Raw genomic sequence first — 17,736 nt, forward strand, 5'->3', positions numbered from 1 at the left:
CACTGCCGTGCCGGGGGCCGTCGCCGCCACGATGGTGCCCATGACGACGACAGTGAAGGCAACCGCCACCGAGGTGGTCGCGTTCGATCAGGTGAGCAAGAGCTACGGGGACGTACGGGCCGTGGACGGCCTGTCGCTCAAGCTGCACCCGGGGGAGACCGTGGCGCTGCTCGGACCCAACGGGGCCGGCAAGTCGACCACCCTGGATCTGCTGCTCGGCCTCAAGCACGCCGACAGCGGCTCGGTCCGGGTGTTCGGCACCAGCCCCCGCGAGGCCATAGTCGCCGGACACGTCGGCGCGATGCTCCAGAGCGGCGGCCTGATGGACGAGGTGACGGTCGGCGAACTGGTCAGGCTGGCCTGCGCCCTGCACCCGAAGCCGTACAAGGCGAACGACGTGCTGGCCCGGGCGGGCATCGCGCAGATCGCCGACCGCAAGGTCAACAAGCTCTCCGGCGGCCAGGCCCAGCGGGTCCGGTTCGCGCTCGCCACCGCGGGCGACAGCGATCTGATCGTCCTGGACGAGCCGACCACCGGCATGGACGTCTCCGCCCGCCAGGCCTTCTGGGCCACCATGCGCGAACAGGCCGACCAGGGCCGTACCGTCCTGTTCGCCACGCACTACCTCGAAGAGGCCGACGCCATCGCCGACCGGGTGCTCGTGCTGCACCGGGGCCGGCTGCTCGCGGACGGCACCGCCGCCGAGATCAAGGCGAAGGCCGGCGCCCGGCGGGTCTCCTTCGACCTCGAAGGACCGGTCGACGAGACCGCGCTGCGCGCCCTGCCCTTCCTCACCTCGATCAAGGTGTCCCAGAGCGGCGCCGCCGAGGACGGCGGCCGGACCGTCCGCATCCAGTCCACCGACGCCGACGCCACCGTCCACGCCGTGTACGGGCTGGGCGTCTACCCCCGCAACCTCGAAGTCGCCGGGCTCGGCCTGGAGCAGGCCTTCGTCGCCATCACCACCGCCGAGGAGGCCAAGCAGTCGTGAACGCCCTCATCAAGCTCGAACTCGCCCGCGCCCTGCGCAACCGCAAGTTCCTGTTCTTCTCGGTGATCTACCCGTCCGTGCTGTTCCTGCTGATCGCGGGCCAGGCCGACAGCAAGACCAGGATCGACGGCACCGGGCTGACCCTCCCGACGTACATGATGGTCTCGATGGCCTCCTTCGGCGCCCTGACGGCCGTCCTGATGGGCAACAGCGAGCGCATCGCCAAGGAGCGCGAGAGCGGCTGGGTGCGGCAGCTGCGGCTGACCACCCTGCCGGGCCGCGGCTACGTCCTCGCCAAGACGGCCAGCGCGGCCGTGGTGAGCCTGCCGTCCATCGTCGTCGTGTTCGTCGTCGCGGCGGCCGTGAAGGACGTACGCCTGGAAGCCTGGCAGTGGCTCGCCCTCACCGGCGCCATCTGGGCCGGCAGCCTCGTCTTCGCCGCCCTCGGGGTCGCCATCGGCTACCTCGCCAGCGGGGACGCGGTCCGCCCGATCACGATGATCACCTACTTCGGCCTGTCGATGCTCGGCGGCCTGTGGATGCCGTCGTCGACCTTCCCGCAGTGGTTGCAGGACATCGCCGAATGGCTGCCCACGCACGCGTACGCTGCGATGGGACAGGCGATCGAGCAGAGCCAGGTTCCGCACGCCCGGGACGTCACCATCCTCGCCGTCTTCTTCGTCCTGTTCGCCGGCGGTGCGGCCTGGCTGTACCGGAAGGACACGCTGAAGGCGTGAGTGCCATGACGGAAGACCCGCTGCCCGACGAGGCCCGCACGGCCCGGATCGTGCGGCTGGGGGAGTCCCCGCGCACCCTCCGTGAGGCCCTGCGCAAGTCGGTGTGGATAGTCATCTGGCTGGTGTTCCTCAGCTCGCCGGTCCACGACCTCGTCTCGGGCGACCACACGCCCGCGGCCACGTGGGCCGGCTGGGCGGGCCTCACGGCCTTCGTCGCGGTCTATCTGGCGCTGGTCTTCCGGCACATGGGCAAGGCCTACACGGGCACCCTGGCCGTCGCCCTCATGGTGGTCGCCCTCGGCGCACTGGCCGTGGTCCTGTGCCTGACGCTCGGGACGCCCTGGCTCGGCCTGTTCGTGTACGTCTCGGTCGCCTGCGGGACGACGTTCCCGCTGCGGGTCTCGTACTGGACGATCCCGCTGACCGCGGTCGTGATGCTCCTCGTCGGCCTGCACGGCGGCGAGGAGGAGGCGCGCAACCTGGTCCTGCTCGTCGTCCTCATCGGCTTCGCGATGACCGGCGTACGGCAGTTGGTCCGTACGACGGTGGAGCTGCGCCAGGCACGGGCCACCGTCGCCCAGCTCGCCGCCAACGAGGAGCGGCTGCGCCTGGCCCGCGACCTGCACGACCTGCTGGGCCACTCGCTCTCGCTGATCACGCTGAAGAGCGAGCTGGCCGGCCGGATGCTTCCCGGCCACCCCGACAAGGCGGCCCAGCAGATCGCCGACATCGAACAGGTCAGCCGCCAGGCCCTGGTCGACGTACGCGAGGCCGTCACCGGCTACCGCCGGGCCCGCCTCGCCGACGAGCTCGCCGGCGCCCAGGTCGCCCTGACGGCGGCCGGTGTCACCGCCGGGCTGCCCCCGGCCCCCGACCTCGACGGCGTCCCCGAGGAGGGCGAGGCCGCCCTCGCCTGGGCGCTGCGCGAGGCGGTCACCAACGTCGTACGGCACAGCGGAGCCCGGCGCTGCACGGTGGAGCTGCTGCGCCGCCAGACCCTCGACGGCCCCGTCCTCGAACTCTCCGTCGAGGACGACGGCCAGGGCGGCTCGGGGAAGGTTCCCGGCAACGGCCTGACGGGTCTGACCGAGCGTCTGGAGAAGGCGGGCGGCACCCTGGAGGCGGGTCCCCTCAAGCGCGGGTTCCGTCTGGTCGCCCGCGTCCCGGCCGCATCCCGGCCGGACATAGGATCCGGGGCATGAGCCACACGATCAAGGTTCTGCTGGCCGAGGACCAGTCGATGGTCCGCGAGGCGCTGGCCGCGCTGCTCGGCCTGGAGGACGACATCGAGGTCGTCGTCCAGGTGGCGCGCGGGGACGAGGTCCTGGCGGCGGCCCGCGCGCACGACGTGGACGTGGCGCTCCTCGACATCGAGATGCCGGGCGCGACGGGCATAGAGGCGGCGGCCCTGCTGCACCGGGAACTGCCCCGGGTGAAGCTGGTCGTCCTCACCACGTTCGGCCGCCCCGGATACCTGCGCAGCGCCATGGAGTCGGGCGCCGACGCCTTCCTGGTCAAGGACGCCCCCGCCGCCCAGCTCGCCGAGGCCGTGCGCAAGGTGCTGGCCGGCGAGCGGGTCATCGACCCCACCCTCGCGGCGGCCGCGCTGGCCGAGGGCGCGAACCCCCTCACCGACCGCGAACGCGAGGTGCTGCGCGCCGCGGCCGACGGCTCCACCAACGCGGAACTGGCCAAGCTCCTGCACCTGTCCCAGGGCACGGTCCGCAACTACCTCTCCACGGCGATCCAGAAATTAGCGGTACGCAACCGCGCGGAAGCAGTACGCACCGCCCGGGAGAAGGGCTGGTTGTAGCGACTGGGCCGCGAGGCCGCGAGGCCGCCGGGTTGCGGAGTCATCGGTCGCCGAGCTTCAGGGCGCCGGGCCGGGCGGCGGTTGCCGGGCTGCCGGGGCGCTGGGCTCCCGGGCCGCGAAACTGCCGACTGCCGACTGCCGACTGCCGACTGCCGACTGCCGACTGCCGACTGCCGACCGCCGGATCGCCGGGTCGCCAGGGCTGCCGGGCGTGAGCTGCCGGGGCGACCGGGCCGGGCGGTGGTCCCGGGGAGGGGCCGGGGATCAGTTCAGGCGGGCGCGGGCCGCCGTCGCCTGGCCGCGCACCTTCTCCGCCAGGGACGCGTCCACCACGTCCACCAGGTCCGCGTACACCTCCATCTCCGCGGCCCCGGCCACGAAGTCCCCGCGCTGCACCAGGATCTGCGCCCGCTCGTACCGCAGCCGCGCCGGATGCGCGGGCAGCAGCAGCGCCAGCTCCACCGCCCACAGCGCCACGTCAGACCGCTCGGGCCGGGCCGAGGCCCACGCCCGGACGTTGTTCAGGACCCGGCCCACCACCTCCAGCGGGTCCGCGGGCGTCAGCATCGACGGCGTCAGCCGCGCCCCCGTGGCCCCCACGACGAGCAGCTCGGCATCGGCCCCGCTGAGCAGCCGCCCCCCGTCGAACGGGTCCGCCAGCACCTGTTCGTCCTGCGGCCCGAACCCGACGACGAAGTGTCCCGGCAGCGCGACCCCGTACACCGGCGCGCCCGCACGGCGCGCGACCTCCATCCACACCACGGACAGCAGGATCGGCAGTCCGCGCCGCCGGCGCAGCACCTCGTGCAGCAGCGACGAGCCCAGCCACTGGTAGTCGGCCGGCGAACCGCCGAACCCGCAGCGCTCCCCGAGCACCGAGCGCAGCGCACGGGCCCAGGCCGCGGGCCCGCCCGGCCGGAACGGCAGCTGGCCCGCCAGCCGGTCCAGCTCCATCTGCGCCGCGTCCATGCCCGCCTCGTCGAGCGTGCCGTCGGCCACCGCGCCCAGCAGCAGACACAGCGCCGACAGGTCGGGCTTCTCGCAGCGGGCCTCCTCGGCGAACCGCAGACGCAGCGCGGCCGAGCGTTCGGGCGGCGGGGGGAACGGATGGCGCATGGCAGGCTCGTGCCCGCTCACGGAGATCCGTACCGGCCGTCGTCGGACCCGGCCGGCGCCCGGTAGTGGTGGTAGGCGTGGTGCGCGGCGAAGCCCAGCCGCTCGTACAGCGTCCGCGCCCCGGCGTTGTCCGTCTCCACCTGGAGCCATGCGGCGGAGGCGCCCTCGTCGAGGGCCCGCCGGGCCAGCGCGGCCATCACGGCGGTGGCCAGCCCGCGCCGCCGCAGCGCCGGGTCGACCTCGACGGCGGCGAACCCGGCCCACCGCCCGTCGACGACACACCGCCCGATCGCGGCGGGCGGCTGGTCCGCCCGCTCGCCGGGCACGGTCGCGAACCACACCGAGGGCCCGCTCGCCAGCACGGTCAAGGCCACGTCGCTCACTCCCTTGCGCTGATAGCGCGCCAGCCACGCCTCACCGGCCTCCCGGGACAGCACGACCCCGGACGGCTCGCCCAGGTCGGCGAGCGGCGCGAGCGCCCCGGCCCAGACCTCGGCGCTCACCTCGCGCACCCACCCGCGCCGCTCCAGCTCCGCGCACAGCAGTTCCTCCGTGCCCTCGGCGCCGGTCGCGGTCTGGATGTACGCGGGCAGGCCGCGCTCCTCGTACCAGCGTCGTACCTCGGTGAGCGCCTCGTCGAGCGGGAGACCAGGGTCACCGAGCGGCAGCACCGAATTCGCCCGCCGGGTGAACCCGGCGGCGGCCCGCAGCTCCCAGCCGCCGAGCCGCGCGCTCTCCAGCGGCCGCCAGGCGCGCGCGGCGACCCCGGCCAGCTCCTCGTAGGACGCGGCCGGGCCGCGACGCCGCGCCGGCGCGGCGGGCACCACCTTCCCCGCGACCAGCGCGGACCGCGGGATCCGTACGACTTCGCCGTCCCGTCGTGTGATCACGACCACAGCGTCGTCCCATGATGTGAGAACGCCGACCGTGTCGGTGAATTTCCCTCCGGTGTCACCGGGGTCGGTCAACCGTCGCACAGAGACGCGTTTGCCCACGTCAGCGGCGGTGATGCGGACCTCCAGACGACCGGCGGCCGAGATTTCCACAGGTCGGTTCACCCCTCCTGTTCGGATCATGCCCAAGAACGGAGATACTAGGGGCGGGCATCGACGACGCCGCGCTCCCGCGCGCCAGGCGGCGGAGCCTGTAGGAGGCCCGCCAGCGCCCTATCGAGGAGGAACGACAGCGTGACCTACGTCATCGCGCAGCCTTGTGTCGACGTGAAGGACAAGGCGTGCATCGAGGAGTGCCCGGTCGACTGCATCTACGAGGGCCAGCGGTCCTTGTACATCCACCCGGACGAATGCGTCGACTGTGGTGCCTGTGAGCCGGTCTGCCCGGTCGAGGCGATCTTCTACGAGGACGACACTCCGGAGGAGTGGAAGGACTACTACAAGGCGAACGTCGAGTTCTTCGACGAGCTCGGCTCTCCCGGCGGCGCCAGCAAGCTGGGCCTGATCGAGCGCGACCACCCCTTCGTCGCCGCGCTGCCGCCGCAGGCCGAGTAACACCGCAAGCGGCCCGCAACACCGTGCCGCCTCGGTTCCGTACGGCCTGATCGCCGCCCGATCACGCCGTACGGGGCCGAGGCGTTTGCCGTTCGCGGGGGCCGTGCGTTCGAGAAAGTGAGCGAGATTCCCGTGTCCTCAGTCTCCGACCGGCTGCCCACGTTCCCCTGGGACAAGCTGGAGCCGTACAAGAAGACGGCCGCCGCGCATCCGGACGGCATCGTCGACCTGTCCGTCGGCACCCCGGTCGACCCGGTCCCCGAGCTGATCCAGAAGGCCCTGGTCGCCGCCGCGGACTCCCCGGGCTACCCGACGGTCTGGGGCACCCCCGAGCTGCGGGACGCGCTCACGGGCTGGCTGGAGCGCCGTCTGGGCGCCCGTGGGGTCACCCACCGGCACGTCCTGCCGATCGTCGGCTCCAAGGAGCTGGTCGCCTGGCTCCCCACCCAGCTGGGCCTGGGCCCCGGCGACCGGGTGGCGTACCCGCGCCTGGCCTACCCGACCTACGAGGTCGGTGCCCGCCTGGCCCGCGCGGACCACGAGGTCTACGACGACCCGACCGAGCTGGACCCGGCCGGGCTGAAGCTGCTCTGGCTGAACTCGCCGTCCAACCCGACCGGCCGGGTGCTGGACAAGGCGGAGCTCACCCGGATCGTCGCCTGGGCCCGCGAGCACGGCGTCCTGGTCTTCTCCGACGAGTGCTACATCGAGCTGGGCTGGGAGGCGGAGCCGGTCTCGGTCCTGCACCCGGACGTCAACGGCGGCTCGTACGAGGGCATCGTCTCGGTCCACTCGCTGTCCAAGCGGTCCAACCTGGCCGGCTACCGCGCGGCCTTCCTGGCCGGCGACCCGGCCGTCCTCGGCCCGCTGCTGGAGATCCGCAAGCACGGCGGCATGATGACGTCGGCCCCGACGCAGGCGGCCGTGGTGGCGGCGCTCGGCGACGACGTCCACGTCCGTGAGCAGCGCGAACGGTACGCGTCCCGGCGCACGCTGCTGCGCGACGCGCTGCTGGGCAACGGCTTCCGGATCGAGCACAGCGAGGCCAGCCTCTACCTGTGGGCCACCCGGGACGAGTCCTGCTGGACCACCGTGTCCCGGCTGGCCGACCTCGGCATCCTGGTCGCCCCCGGGGACTTCTACGGCACCGCGGGCGAGAAGTTCGTCCGGGTCGCGCTCACGGCGACGGACGAGCGGGTACGGGCCGCGGTGGAGCGACTGGCACGCTGACCGCCGACGGGCCCCCGCGGCCCGGCGCGCGGACAGGACACGGCGACGGGGTCCGGGTTTCCCCCGGACCCCGTCGCCGTGCGGTGTCGGCTCAGCCGCCCAGCGGCAGCCCCTTCAGCGGCAGCGTCTGCATCGGCAGCCCGCCCTTGGTGAGGGAGTCCGTGGGCAGTCCGCCCTTCGTGGCCGCCGACGTCGCCTGCCCGAGGACGCCCCCGCCGGCTCCCGCGCCCTTGTGGGCCGCGGGCGCCGCCTTCTTGGCGGCCTTCCCACCGGTCTTGCCCGCGGTCGGCGCCGCCTTCTTGGCGGCCTTGCCGTCGGTCTCGTTCGTGAATGCGGTGACGTGGTGTGCCGCGCCGTCGATCGTGTTGCCGAGGTTCGCGCCGTCCAGGGCGGTCAGCCCGCCGAGGTTCGGGGTGGCCGGCAGCTCGGCGGCCGCACTCGCGGAGCCGGCCGCACCGACCCCGGCAGCCGCTCCCGCTGCGACCAGCAGCGCGACACGGGCGATCCGGCGGGTCAGAGGCAGGGACATGATGCTCCTTCGAGGGAGAGAACAGGGAAGTGTCCGACCGGACCCGTTAGTTGATCGGGATTGATCGACCGGGCTCGGTCCCCCTGACTACCGCTCGAAGCCCGCGAAGGTTGCGGACGTCCCGCGCAAAGAATTCGCAATGCATCGCATTATCAGGTACGGATAAAATCGGGCAAAGGTCGCACGGTCTGCAACTCGGCTGAACCGCAAGGCCCTTGGGCCGCAAGGGATGCGGCGTATCGGGACGGACCGGCACGCGGGCCCGCGCGGGGGTTCGTCCCCGGCCGCCCCGCACAACCCGCGCGGGTGAAGCCCCGTACGGCTGCGCGGTGCCCCTGATCGCCGTCCGCCGCCCGCTACTGCGGTGCGGTGACGATCCGGATCGAGCCCCCGGCCGCCTGCTCCGTCTCGGTCGTGTCGGCGGCCGGAGTCCTGGCCGTGCGCCACCGGCTGTCGGTCGTCCCGGCGGTCCACTCCCGCCCGGCGTAGGAGATGCGCGAGATGTGCAGCGCGGAGGCGTTGGCCACCGCCCAGTGCGCGATCTGCCAGCCGCGCTCGTCGGTGCTGCGCCCCGCCGCGTCGCCCGTGCCGCTCGGCACGGGCACCGTCACGGTCCGGCCGTCGGCCGCGGCGCTCACCTCGGGCACGGGCGCCGACGTGGCCTTGCCGCCGCCGTGCTTGCTGCCGTGCTTGCCGTCCACCTCCGCGCCGGCCTCCTGCAACGCCTCGCGCCCGAAGTCCCGTACCAGCGCCGTGCGGACCGCGCTCGGCCCCGCGGCCGTGGCGGCGGTCGCGGCCGTCTGACGGCCGTCACAGGTCAGGGTGGCCGCCGTGCGCCCGGTGAGGGCGGCGGCGAGCAGCGCGGCGTCCGACTCGTGCTTGGCGTACGCCTCCGGGTAGCCGCTGCGCTGCACCCGCTGCGCGGCCACGGTGAGCGGGAGTTCCGTGTAGTCGGAGACCTTGACCAGGTGCTCGTAGAAGACGCCCGCCGCGTACGTCGGGTCCATGATCTGCTGCTCGGTGCCCCACCCCTGCGACGGCCGCTGCTGGAACAGACCCAGCGAATCGCGGTCGCCGTGCTCGATGTTGCGCAGCCCCGACTCCTGGAGCGCGGTCGCGAGCGCGATGGTCACGGCCCGCTCGGGCAGCCCTCTGTCGGTGCCGACCGCCGAGATCGTCGCCGCGTTCACCGCCTGTTCGGGAGTGAACTCGTAGACCGCGGGATCGCCCTGGCCCGAGACGACCCGGCAGCCGGGGCCGCCGGTGCCTCCGGTGAGGTACTGGACCGCGAGATAACCGGCGACCGCGCACAGGACCACGACGGCCGCTCCGAAACGGAGGAGACGGCCGCGGCGCTTGGGGGAGGTGGGGGACGGCTCTGGCACTCGTACAAGGTAGCGGAGGCCCCTGGGGCCGCCGCGCCGGGTGTGGACAGTGGGCGGAGGGTCCGGCGCGCTAGGGTCGGCGCCATGGCCGATACCCCACTTGACCTCACGTCGGACGCCGCCCGGCTCACCGCGCAGCTGGTCGACTTCCGGTCCGAGAGCGGCACCGAGAAGCCCCTCGCGGACGCGATCGAGACGACGCTGCGCACCCTGCCGCACCTGACGGTGGAGCGTTACGGCAACAACGTGGTCGCCCGCACCTTCCTGGGGCGTCCGGAGCGGGTCGTGCTGGCCGGCCACATCGACACGGTGCCGATCGCCGGGAACGTCCCCTCCCGCCTCGACGAGGACGGCGTGCTGTGGGGGTGCGGCACCTGCGACATGAAGTCCGGTGTCGCGGTCCAGCTGCGCATCGCCGCCACGGTCCCGTCCCCGAACCGCGACCTGACCTTCGTCTTCTACGACAACGAGGAGGTCGCCGCCGAGCTCAACGGCCTCAAGCACGTCGCGGAGCACCGTCCGCAGTGGCTGGAAGGTGACTTCGCGGTGCTCCTGGAGCCGTCCGACGGCCAGGTGGAGGGCGGCTGCCAGGGCACCCTGCGGGTCCTGCTGCGGACGGCGGGCGAGCGCGCCCACTCGGCACGCGGCTGGATGGGGTCCAACGCGATCCACGCGGCCGCCCCGATCCTGGCCCGCCTCGCCTCCTACGAGCCGCGCCGGCCGGTGATCGACGGCCTGGAGTACCGGGAGGGCCTGAACGCGGTGGGCATCTCCGGCGGAGTGGCCGGGAACGTCATCCCCGACGAATGCGTCGTCACGGTCAACTTCCGCTACGCGCCCGACCGCAGCGAGGAGGAGGCCGTCGCCCACGTCCGCGAGGTGTTCGCGGACTGCGGGGTGACGGAGTTCGTGATCGACGACCACAGCGGCGCCGCGCTGCCCGGTCTGTCCCACCCGGCCGCGGCGGCCTTCATCGAGGCGGTGGGCGGCACCCCGCAGCCCAAGTTCGGCTGGACGGACGTCTCCCGCTTCTCCGCGCTCGGCGTCCCGGCGGTGAACTACGGCCCCGGAAACCCCCACTTGGCACACAAGCGGGACGAACGGGTGGATATCGACAAGATCCTGGCGGGCGAGGAGCGGCTGCGCGCCTGGCTGACGGACTGAGGGGCCGCCGCTCCACGCAGGACATGCCGACGTCCCCCGTACGTAACCCGCGTAGATCTAGGCTGAGGTGGAAAGACCTGTCCCCCGACTCCGGTCCGGCCGGAGCGGGGGATGTCCCGACCGCGGAGGGAGCGCACATGGCTACCGGGAACCCCGAGGGCAAGAAGCAGCCACCGGAGGAACAGCGACTGGGACCCGTCCTCCGAAGGCGGAGCCAGGTGACGGCGAGCACGACGGACCAGCGGCTCCTCGACGCGGGCGGCCCGTCGGACTGGGTCCACACCGACCCGTGGCGGGTGCTGCGCATCCAGTCGGAGTTCATCGAAGGTTTCGGCACGCTCGCCGAACTCCCGCCCGCGATCAGCGTGTTCGGCTCGGCCCGCACACCGAGGAACAGCCTGGAGTACGACGCGGGCGTCCAGCTGGGCCGCGGCCTGGTGGACGCGGGCTTCGCGGTCATCACCGGCGGCGGCCCCGGCGCCATGGAGGCGGCGAACAAGGGCGCGTCCGAGGCGGGCGGTGTCTCGGTCGGCCTCGGTATCGAGCTGCCGTTCGAGGAGGGGCTCAACCCCTACGTCGACATCGGCCTGAACTTCCGTTACTTCTTCGTCCGCAAGATGATGTTCGTGAAGTACGCGCAGGGCTTCGTCGTCCTGCCCGGCGGCCTCGGCACCCTGGACGAGCTCTTCGAGGCCCTGACCCTCGTCCAGACCCAGAAGGTCACCCGCTTCCCCATCGTCCTGTTCGGCAGCACCTACTGGGGCGGCCTGGTCGACTGGCTCAGGCACACCCTGATCGCCCAGGGCAAGGCGTCCGAGCAGGACCTCAACCTCTTCCACGTCACGGACGACGTGGACGAGGCGGTCGCACTGGTCTCCAAGGAGGCGGGCCGCCACTGAGCCCGGACCCGAGCCCGACGGCCCCGGCGGCGGTTCGCCCGCCCGCCGGGGCCTGACGATTCGTCGGGGGCCGCCCGGTCCGTCGAGGCCTGCCCGCCGGCCGGCGGCCCGGCCGTCCACGGGGACCTGACCGTCCACGGGGGCCTGACCGTCGTCGAGGTCTGACCGTCGTCGAGGCCCGCCCTCGCCGGGGCCCGACCGTCCGCAAGGGACCCGGCCATGTGCCGGGCGCGGCCCGGGGTGGTCAGGCCAGGCCGCGTCGGGCCACCGCCGGGTCCCGGCGGCCCGCGATCGACGCCACCATGTCCAGCACCTGCCGGGTCTCCGCCACCTCGTGCACCCGGTACACCTGCGCGCCCAGCCACGCCGACACGGCCGTCGTCGCCAGCGTGCCCAGCACCCGTTCCTTCACGGGCTTGTCCAGCGTCTCCCCGACGAAGTCCTTGTTGGACAGCGACACCAGCACCGGCCACCCCGTCGAGACCATCTCCCCGAGCCGCCGGGTCGCCTCAAGACTGTGCCGGGTGTTCTTCCCGAAGTCGTGCCCCGGATCGATCAGCACGGACTCCCGCGGCACCCCCAGCGCCACCGCCCGCTCGGCCAGTCCAACGGTCACCCGCAGGATGTCGGCCATGACGTCGTCGTACGTCACCCGGTGCGGCCGGGTCCGCGGCTGCGCGCCGCCCGCGTGCGTGCACACCAGCCCCGCCCCGTACCGCGCGGCGACCTCGGCGAGCCCCGGGTCCACCCCGCCCCACGCGTCGTTCAGCAGATCCGCGCCCGCCGCGCAGACCGCCTCCCCGACCTCGGCCCGCCAGGTGTCCACGCTGATCACGACGTCCGGGAAGCGCCGCCGCACCTCGGCCACGAAGCCGACGGTCCGCCGTGCCTCCTCCGCGGCCGTCACCTCCTCGCCCGGCCCGGCCTTCACCCCGCCGATGTCGATGATCGCCGCGCCGTCCGCCACGGCCTGCTCCACGCGCGCGAGGGCGGGTTCGTCCCGGAAGGTCGCCCCCTGGTCGTAGAAGGAGTCCGGGGTCCGGTTCACGATCGCCATGATCACCGGCTCGTGCGCGTCGAATTCACGCCTGCCCAGCCTGAGCATCCCCTGTGACCTCTCCTAGTACGTCCTGGTCTTCGGCCGCCTGCGACCCTAACCGTCAGATTCGCATGGCACGATCGGACCCTGACACTTTCGACACCGAGCACACCGAGCATGGGGACCCAGCGATGGTTATGTTCTTCTTCCTGGTGGTCGCGCTCGCCGTGGTGGTCGCCGCGGTGACCTTGGCCGTGGTCGGCGGCGGCGAGGGCACCGGCCCGCTGCCGGAGGCCGCGCCCGAGCGGCTGCACGACCCGCTGCCCCCGCAGCGCCCGGTCGACCGGGCCGACATCGACAGCCTGCGCTTCCCGCTGGCCGCCCGCGGCTACCGCATGTCCGACGTGGACGACGTCCTCAACCGCCTCGGCGCCGAACTCGCCGAGCGCGACGCACGGATCGCCGACCTGGAGTCCGCGCTGGCGGGCGCCCAGGCCGGGCCCCGCATCTCCATGGACAAGCCCGACGAGGAGGACCACCGGTGAGCGACGCGATCGCGGGCCCGGACGGCCTGCTGCGCTGCCCCTGGGCCCTGTCCACCCCCGACTACGTGGCCTACCACGACGAGGAGTGGGGCCGCCCGGTCCACGGCGACGACGAACTCTTCGAACGGCTCAGCCTGGAGGCCTTCCAGTCCGGCCTGTCCTGGATCACCATCCTGCGCCGCCGCCCGGGGTTCCGGGCCGCCTTCGACGGGTTCGTGATCGCCAAGGTCGCGGGCTTCACCGACACCGACCGCGAACGCCTCCTCGCCGACACCGGCATCATCCGCAACCGCGCCAAGGTCGACGCCACGATCGCCAACGCGCGCGTCCTGGCCGACTGGGCCCCCGGCGAGCTGGACGAGCTGATCTGGTCGCACGCCCCCGACCGGTCCGCCCGCCCGGCCCCCGAGGGCCTGGTGGACGTCCCGGCGGTCACCCCGGAGTCGACGGCCCTGTCGAAGGCCCTGAAGAAGCGCGGCCTGCGCTTCGTCGGGCCGACCACGGCGTACGCGCTCATGCAGGCGTGCGGACTGGTCGACGACCATCTCGCGGACTGCACCGCCCGCCGCGGCTGAGCCCGCCCGCCGGAGCCGGGCGTGCCCACGACCGGGCGCGCCCACCCTCCGACGCCGGACCGGCCCGCGGCCGGGCGGCCTCAGCGGCCCAGGTACTTCGGCTTCTCCTTGTCGACGAACGCCTTGACCGCGATCGCGTGGTCCTCCGAGGACCCGGCCCGCGTCTGGAGCTCGTCCTCCTTCTCCAGGGTCTCGTCCAGCGAGTGGCTCAGCCCGTAGGCGACGGCCTCCTTGAGCGCCGCGTAGGCCACCGTCGGCCCCTCGGCCAGCGCCCGCGCCACCTTCTCGGCCTCCGCGCGCAGCTCGGCCGCCGGCACGATCCGGTTCGCGATCCCCAGCTCGTACGCCTCCTGTGCCTTGATACCGCGCGGGAAGAGCAGCAGGTCGGCGGCGCGACCCGGCCCGACCACCCGCGGCAGGGTCCACGAGATGCCCGAGTCCGCGGTCAGGGCGACGCCCGCGAACGAGGTGTTGAACGCGGCCGTGTCCGCCACGATCCGGTAGTCCGCGGCCAGCGCGAATCCGAAACCGGCCCCGGCCGCGACCCCGTTCACCGCGGCGACCACCGGCTTCTGCGCCCCGGCCAGGGCCCGCACGATCGGGTTGTAGTGCTCCCTGACCGTGCTCATGGTCCGGTCCGAGCCGGTCTCCCGGTCGGCCATCAGCAGCCCGATGTGCTCCTTCAGGTCCTGGCCCACGCAGAACGCGCGGTCGCCGGCCGCGGTCAGCAGCACGGCCCGTACGGCGCCGTCCGCGGCCGCGGCCTCGACCGCGTCGCGGAGGGCGACCTTGGCCTCGACGTTCAGCGCGTTCATCGCCTCGGGGCGGTTCAGGGTGATCGTCGCGAGCCCGTCGCTCACCTCGTAGAGCACGGTGTCGGCCATGGCGGAACCCCTCCGGATGTGTCGCTGTGAGGACGTACCGGCCGGTACGTCAGGTGTCCGAAGGACAGCATGGCGGAGATCACCGGCTGTGCGCCGGAGCGTCCGTGTGACCTGCGTCAAAGAAATTCCGACGGGTTTCCGGTCGCGCGGCGTCCGTGCAGCGGAGCAGTATCGCAGTCACATCGCCGAATTGAGTGGTTTTGCTCGCGCGCGTTGCCCAAGCGATGCCGACTGATGTTGGTCATCGGGTCCTGAGATGCGGGATAATGGCCTGGAAGCAATGTGTTCGATGCCGGTGTCGTGCGTCCCACGCTGAGGATTGCGCGTGCCCTCCCAGGGGCCGTCGGCTTTGACGATGAGCTGGTTTCAGGAAGGGGAACGAGCATGGCGGCCATGAAGCCGCGAACGGGTGATGGCCCGCTCGAGGTGACCAAGGAGGGGCGGGGCATCGTCATGCGCGTTCCGCTCGAAGGCGGCGGTCGACTCGTCGTCGAGCTGACCCCTGACGAAGCTGACGCGCTGGGCGACGCCCTCAAGAAGGTCGTCGGCTGAGCGCGAAAGCGACCGTACTCTTTCAGCCGCCCCGGTGCCCCTTCGGTGCCGGGGCGGCTGCGTTCGCTGCGGGTGCGGGTGTGGCTGCGTCTTCGGCGGGCCGAGGGCCGATGGGTGTGTCGTCGGCGGGCCGGGGGCCTGCGGGTGCCGCGGCCGTGCGGTGCGGGCGGGCGTACGTCAGCGCTTGACCGCGCACAGCAGGCCGTCGCCCACGGGGAGCAGCGACGGCACCAGTTCCGGTATCTCCCGCAGGTCGCGCAGCAGCTCCCGGATCCGTATGACCTCCGTGGGCTGCGGCCCGGAGTCGACCGTGCGACCGTTGGCGAAGACGCCCTCGAAGACGACCAGGCCCCCGGGGCGCAAGAGGCGCAACGATTCAGCTAGGTAGTCGAGGAACTCCAGCCGGTCGCCGTCGCAGAAGACGAGGTCGTAGCCGGCGTCCGCCAGCCGGGGCAGGACGTCCAGCGCGCGGCCGGGGATGAAACGGGCCCGGTTGCTGGCGAAGCCCGACGCGCGGAAGGCGTGCCGGGCGAACTGCTGGTGCTCCGGTTCGGGGTCCACGGTGGTCAGCACGCCGTCCGGCCGCATGCCGCGCAGCAGGTGGATGCCCGAGACACCCGTCCCGGTGCCGATCTCCGCGACCGCCTTCGCGTCCACCGAGGCCGCCAGCAACCGCAGCGCGGCGCCCGTGCCGGGCGACACCGAGCGCAGCCCCGCTTCGCGGGCCCGGTCGCGGGCCCAGCGCAGTGCTTCGTCCTCGGCGACATAGGCGTCGGCGAACGCCCAGCTCGTCTGCCGGTTGCCGGTGATGACCCTCTCCTGTCCCATGGTTGCCTGGGCGTGACTGTATCCGTTGCCGCCGGGAACCCGCAGATGGGACCGGGCGTTTATAGAGGTGGCGCAGACGGGCGGGGGGACACGGTTGGATCACGACGACGGACCGCGCGACAAGCAGGTCGAGGGGCAAGTGCTCACGCAGCCGTATGAGCCGTGCCAGCACAGATCAAATTCTTGTAAAACCGCTTATCCGGAGCTAACGGGCGAGGTGGCTATGGTAGGGGCTCCACTGGACACCACCAGAGCCGACAGGGGAGGTGCGGCTGAGCCTGTGGATCGGGGGGGAGTGCTGAGGCGCTTCCTCGGATCGTCGGGCGGGCCGAAATCCGTGAACGACACTGCTGCTGACCCCAGCCATGCCGCTGACACGACCCAGACCGCGACTTTCTCCACCGACGCGGACGGGCAGGCGTGGACTCCGCCCACCTGGGAGGAGATCGTCAGCATGCACAGCGGCCGGGTGTACCGGCTCGCCTATCGCCTCACCGGCAACCAGCACGACGCCGAGGACCTCACCCAGGAGGTCTTCGTCCGCGTCTTCCGCTCGCTGTCCACGTACTCGCCGGGCACGTTCGAGGGCTGGCTGCACCGCATCACCACGAACCTCTTCCTGGACATGGTCCGCCGCAAGCAGCGCATCCGCTTCGACGCCCTCGGCGAGGACGCGGCGGAGCGGCTGCCCAGCCGCGAACCGTCCCCGCAACAGGTCTTCAACGACGCGCACTTCGACGCGGACGTCCAGCAGGCCCTCGACACCCTCGCGCCCGAGTTCCGCGCCGCGGTCGTCCTGTGCGACATCGAAGGACTGTCGTACGAGGAGATCGCCGCGACCCTCGGCGTCAAGCTCGGCACGGTCCGCTCGCGGATCCACCGTGGCCGCTCCCAGCTGCGCAAGGCCCTGGCGCACCGCTCGCCCCAGGCGCGCGCCGAGCGCCGTTCCTTCGTCCCCCGGGTGCCCGCTCTGGGGGGAGGGGGCGCGACCGCGTGACCGGATCACGACCCATCCCCACCGAACGGCTCCTGGCCGAGCAGCACCTGGGAGACCGACTCTCCGCCCTGGTGGACGGAGAGCTCGGTCATGACGCGCGCGAGCGCGTGCTGGCGCACGTGGCGACCTGCCCGAAGTGCAAGACCGAGGTCGACGCCCAGCGCCGGTTGAAGAACGTCTTCGCGGAAGTGGCCCCACCGGCCCCCTCCGAGAGCTTCCTGGCCCGGCTCCAGGGACTTCCCGGGGGCGACCCCGGCGACGCACCCCCGCCGCTCGGCGGGGGCGGCTTCGGGGGCTTCGCCGGCCGTGCCTCCGGAGGCTTCGCCGGCCGGGCCGGGGTCTTCGGTGTCCGGCGCGAGGACCCGTTCGACTTCGGCTTCGTCCCCTCCGGCGATCACGGTCCCGTGCTGCCGTCCGGCTCCCCCGACCGCGGCTTCCGGATCCATCCGGTGGGCCGTGGCGAAGCCGAGCGGTCCGCCTCGCGCGGGCTGCGGTTCGCGTTCGTCGCCGCCGGTGCGGTCTCGCTCGCCGCGGTGGCGCTCGGCGGGGTCACCACCGGTGCGCCGGGCGGCACGGCCACGGAGGCCCGCGGCGGCTCCGGCAGCGGCAGCAACGTCACTCCGGCGCGCACCCCGGGCACGTCGACCACGGGCGTCTCCGAGGGCCAGCGGCGCCGCGGGTTCGGGCCGCTCGTCGGGCAGGGCCGGACGGGGGCGTCGGAGCAGACCCCGCTCGCCCCGACCGGGTCGGCGGCGCCGCTGCTGCCCGGGGCGCAGGCGCCCGGCGCGGGCGAGGACGTCGTGCACGCGCTCACCGCCCCGGTGGTGGCCGGCGTCGCCGCCATGTCCCCGCTGATACGTCCGCTCACCGTGGCCACACCGATCGCCCTCACCGCGTGGTCCGCGGCGCCCACCGCCCCCGGACTGCTCGCCGCACCCGTCCCC

General features: G+C 72.9%; 20 protein-coding genes. 13 read left to right on the forward strand and 7 right to left on the reverse strand.

Annotated features, from left to right (window positions below):
- Positions 1-40 precede the first annotated feature (40 nt).
- From FNH09_RS16920 to FNH09_RS16935, 4 genes are read left to right on the forward strand one after another with little or no spacing between them, the layout of a single operon-like run.
- Positions 41-991 carry an ABC transporter ATP-binding protein gene (locus tag FNH09_RS16920; protein ID WP_152888683.1) on the forward strand — a complete coding sequence of 317 codons (951 nt, stop codon included), beginning with the start codon at positions 41-43 and terminating at the stop codon, positions 989-991.
- Entirely contained in the window at positions 988-1,728 is a 741-nt protein-coding gene (locus FNH09_RS16925) for an ABC transporter permease (protein ID WP_162468696.1), read from the forward strand. The genes FNH09_RS16920 and FNH09_RS16925 overlap by 4 nt, the downstream gene beginning before the upstream one ends.
- A gap of 5 nt (positions 1,729-1,733) precedes the next feature.
- Positions 1,734-2,930, forward strand: a complete 1,197-nt coding sequence (locus FNH09_RS16930; protein WP_152888714.1) for a sensor histidine kinase — start codon at positions 1,734-1,736, stop codon at positions 2,928-2,930.
- Positions 2,927-3,541 carry a response regulator transcription factor gene (locus tag FNH09_RS16935; protein ID WP_152888685.1) on the forward strand — a complete coding sequence of 205 codons (615 nt, stop codon included), beginning with the start codon at positions 2,927-2,929 and terminating at the stop codon, positions 3,539-3,541. The genes FNH09_RS16930 and FNH09_RS16935 overlap by 4 nt, the downstream gene beginning before the upstream one ends.
- Positions 3,542-3,805: 264 nt before the next feature.
- On the opposite strand, the gene FNH09_RS16940 is transcribed toward FNH09_RS16935, so the two are convergent.
- Together FNH09_RS16940 and FNH09_RS16945 are read right to left on the reverse strand one after the other, a co-directional pair.
- Positions 3,806-4,657: a transglutaminase family protein gene (locus FNH09_RS16940; protein WP_152888687.1), complete on the reverse strand. Its 852-nt coding sequence runs from the start codon at positions 4,655-4,657 to the stop codon at positions 3,806-3,808.
- A gap of 17 nt (positions 4,658-4,674) precedes the next feature.
- A complete protein-coding gene (locus tag FNH09_RS16945; RefSeq protein ID WP_162468703.1) occupies positions 4,675-5,703 on the reverse strand; it encodes a GNAT family N-acetyltransferase in 1,029 nt (342 codons plus the stop codon).
- Between the two features lie 141 nt (positions 5,704-5,844).
- Between FNH09_RS16945 and fdxA the strand changes: the two genes are divergently transcribed.
- Both fdxA and FNH09_RS16955 read left to right on the forward strand, forming a co-directional pair.
- On the forward strand, positions 5,845-6,165 hold the full coding sequence (gene fdxA, locus FNH09_RS16950) for a ferredoxin (RefSeq protein WP_007495984.1): 321 nt from the start codon (positions 5,845-5,847) through the stop codon (positions 6,163-6,165).
- A 132-nt stretch (positions 6,166-6,297) separates the two neighbouring features.
- Positions 6,298-7,395, forward strand: a complete 1,098-nt coding sequence (locus tag FNH09_RS16955; protein ID WP_162468697.1) for a bifunctional succinyldiaminopimelate transaminase/glutamate-prephenate aminotransferase — start codon at positions 6,298-6,300, stop codon at positions 7,393-7,395.
- Between the two features lie 91 nt (positions 7,396-7,486).
- Here the strand turns inward: FNH09_RS16955 and FNH09_RS16960 are convergent, their stop codons facing one another.
- Positions 7,487-7,924, reverse strand: a complete 438-nt coding sequence (locus FNH09_RS16960; protein WP_152888691.1) for an ATP-binding protein — start codon at positions 7,922-7,924, stop codon at positions 7,487-7,489.
- Between the two features lie 356 nt (positions 7,925-8,280).
- Complete coding sequence (locus tag FNH09_RS16965; RefSeq protein ID WP_162468698.1) at positions 8,281-9,309, reverse strand: heavy metal transporter; 1,029 nt, start codon at positions 9,307-9,309, stop codon at positions 8,281-8,283.
- Positions 9,310-9,393: 84 nt separating this feature from the next.
- Between FNH09_RS16965 and dapE the strand changes: the two genes are divergently transcribed.
- Positions 9,394-10,473, forward strand: coding sequence for a succinyl-diaminopimelate desuccinylase (gene dapE / locus FNH09_RS16970; RefSeq protein WP_152888693.1), 1,080 nt, complete (start codon positions 9,394-9,396; stop codon positions 10,471-10,473).
- A 137-nt stretch (positions 10,474-10,610) separates the two neighbouring features.
- Positions 10,611-11,372 (forward strand): LOG family protein, encoded by a 762-nt coding sequence (locus FNH09_RS16975; RefSeq protein ID WP_152888695.1) that lies wholly within the window; start codon positions 10,611-10,613, stop codon positions 11,370-11,372.
- Positions 11,373-11,616: 244 nt separating this feature from the next.
- Here the strand turns inward: FNH09_RS16975 and folP are convergent, their stop codons facing one another.
- Positions 11,617-12,477 (reverse strand): dihydropteroate synthase, encoded by an 861-nt coding sequence (gene folP / locus FNH09_RS16980; RefSeq protein ID WP_152888697.1) that lies wholly within the window; start codon positions 12,475-12,477, stop codon positions 11,617-11,619.
- 131 nt (positions 12,478-12,608) lie between these two features.
- Here folP and FNH09_RS16985 point away from each other — a divergent pair, with 131 nt between their 5' ends.
- Together FNH09_RS16985 and FNH09_RS16990 are read left to right on the forward strand one after the other, a co-directional pair.
- Entirely contained in the window at positions 12,609-12,956 is a 348-nt protein-coding gene (locus FNH09_RS16985) for a DivIVA domain-containing protein (protein ID WP_152888720.1), read from the forward strand.
- A complete protein-coding gene (locus FNH09_RS16990) occupies positions 12,953-13,531 on the forward strand; it encodes a DNA-3-methyladenine glycosylase I (protein WP_162468699.1) in 579 nt (192 codons plus the stop codon). The genes FNH09_RS16985 and FNH09_RS16990 overlap by 4 nt, the downstream gene beginning before the upstream one ends.
- A gap of 80 nt (positions 13,532-13,611) precedes the next feature.
- On the opposite strand, the gene chcB is transcribed toward FNH09_RS16990, so the two are convergent.
- On the reverse strand, positions 13,612-14,415 hold the full coding sequence (gene chcB / locus FNH09_RS16995; protein WP_152888699.1) for a 2-cyclohexenylcarbonyl CoA isomerase: 804 nt from the start codon (positions 14,413-14,415) through the stop codon (positions 13,612-13,614).
- Between the two features lie 384 nt (positions 14,416-14,799).
- Here chcB and FNH09_RS17000 point away from each other — a divergent pair, with 384 nt between their 5' ends.
- Complete coding sequence (locus FNH09_RS17000) at positions 14,800-14,967, forward strand: DUF3117 domain-containing protein (protein WP_003966491.1); 168 nt, start codon at positions 14,800-14,802, stop codon at positions 14,965-14,967.
- A 177-nt stretch (positions 14,968-15,144) separates the two neighbouring features.
- On the opposite strand, the gene FNH09_RS17005 is transcribed toward FNH09_RS17000, so the two are convergent.
- On the reverse strand, positions 15,145-15,795 hold the full coding sequence (locus FNH09_RS17005; RefSeq protein ID WP_152888702.1) for an O-methyltransferase: 651 nt from the start codon (positions 15,793-15,795) through the stop codon (positions 15,145-15,147).
- A gap of 295 nt (positions 15,796-16,090) precedes the next feature.
- Between FNH09_RS17005 and sigE the strand changes: the two genes are divergently transcribed.
- Both sigE and FNH09_RS17015 read left to right on the forward strand, forming a co-directional pair.
- Entirely contained in the window at positions 16,091-16,792 is a 702-nt protein-coding gene (gene sigE / locus FNH09_RS17010) for an RNA polymerase sigma factor SigE (protein ID WP_162468700.1), read from the forward strand.
- The coding region (locus tag FNH09_RS17015; protein WP_162468701.1) for a zf-HC2 domain-containing protein at positions 16,789-17,736 on the forward strand (948 nt) is incomplete at its 3' end. The genes sigE and FNH09_RS17015, both read left to right, overlap by 4 nt.

It is taken from the genome of Streptomyces adustus (genome assembly GCF_009377175.1).
Classification (GTDB): Bacteria; Actinomycetota; Actinomycetes; order Streptomycetales; family Streptomycetaceae; genus Streptomyces; species Streptomyces adustus.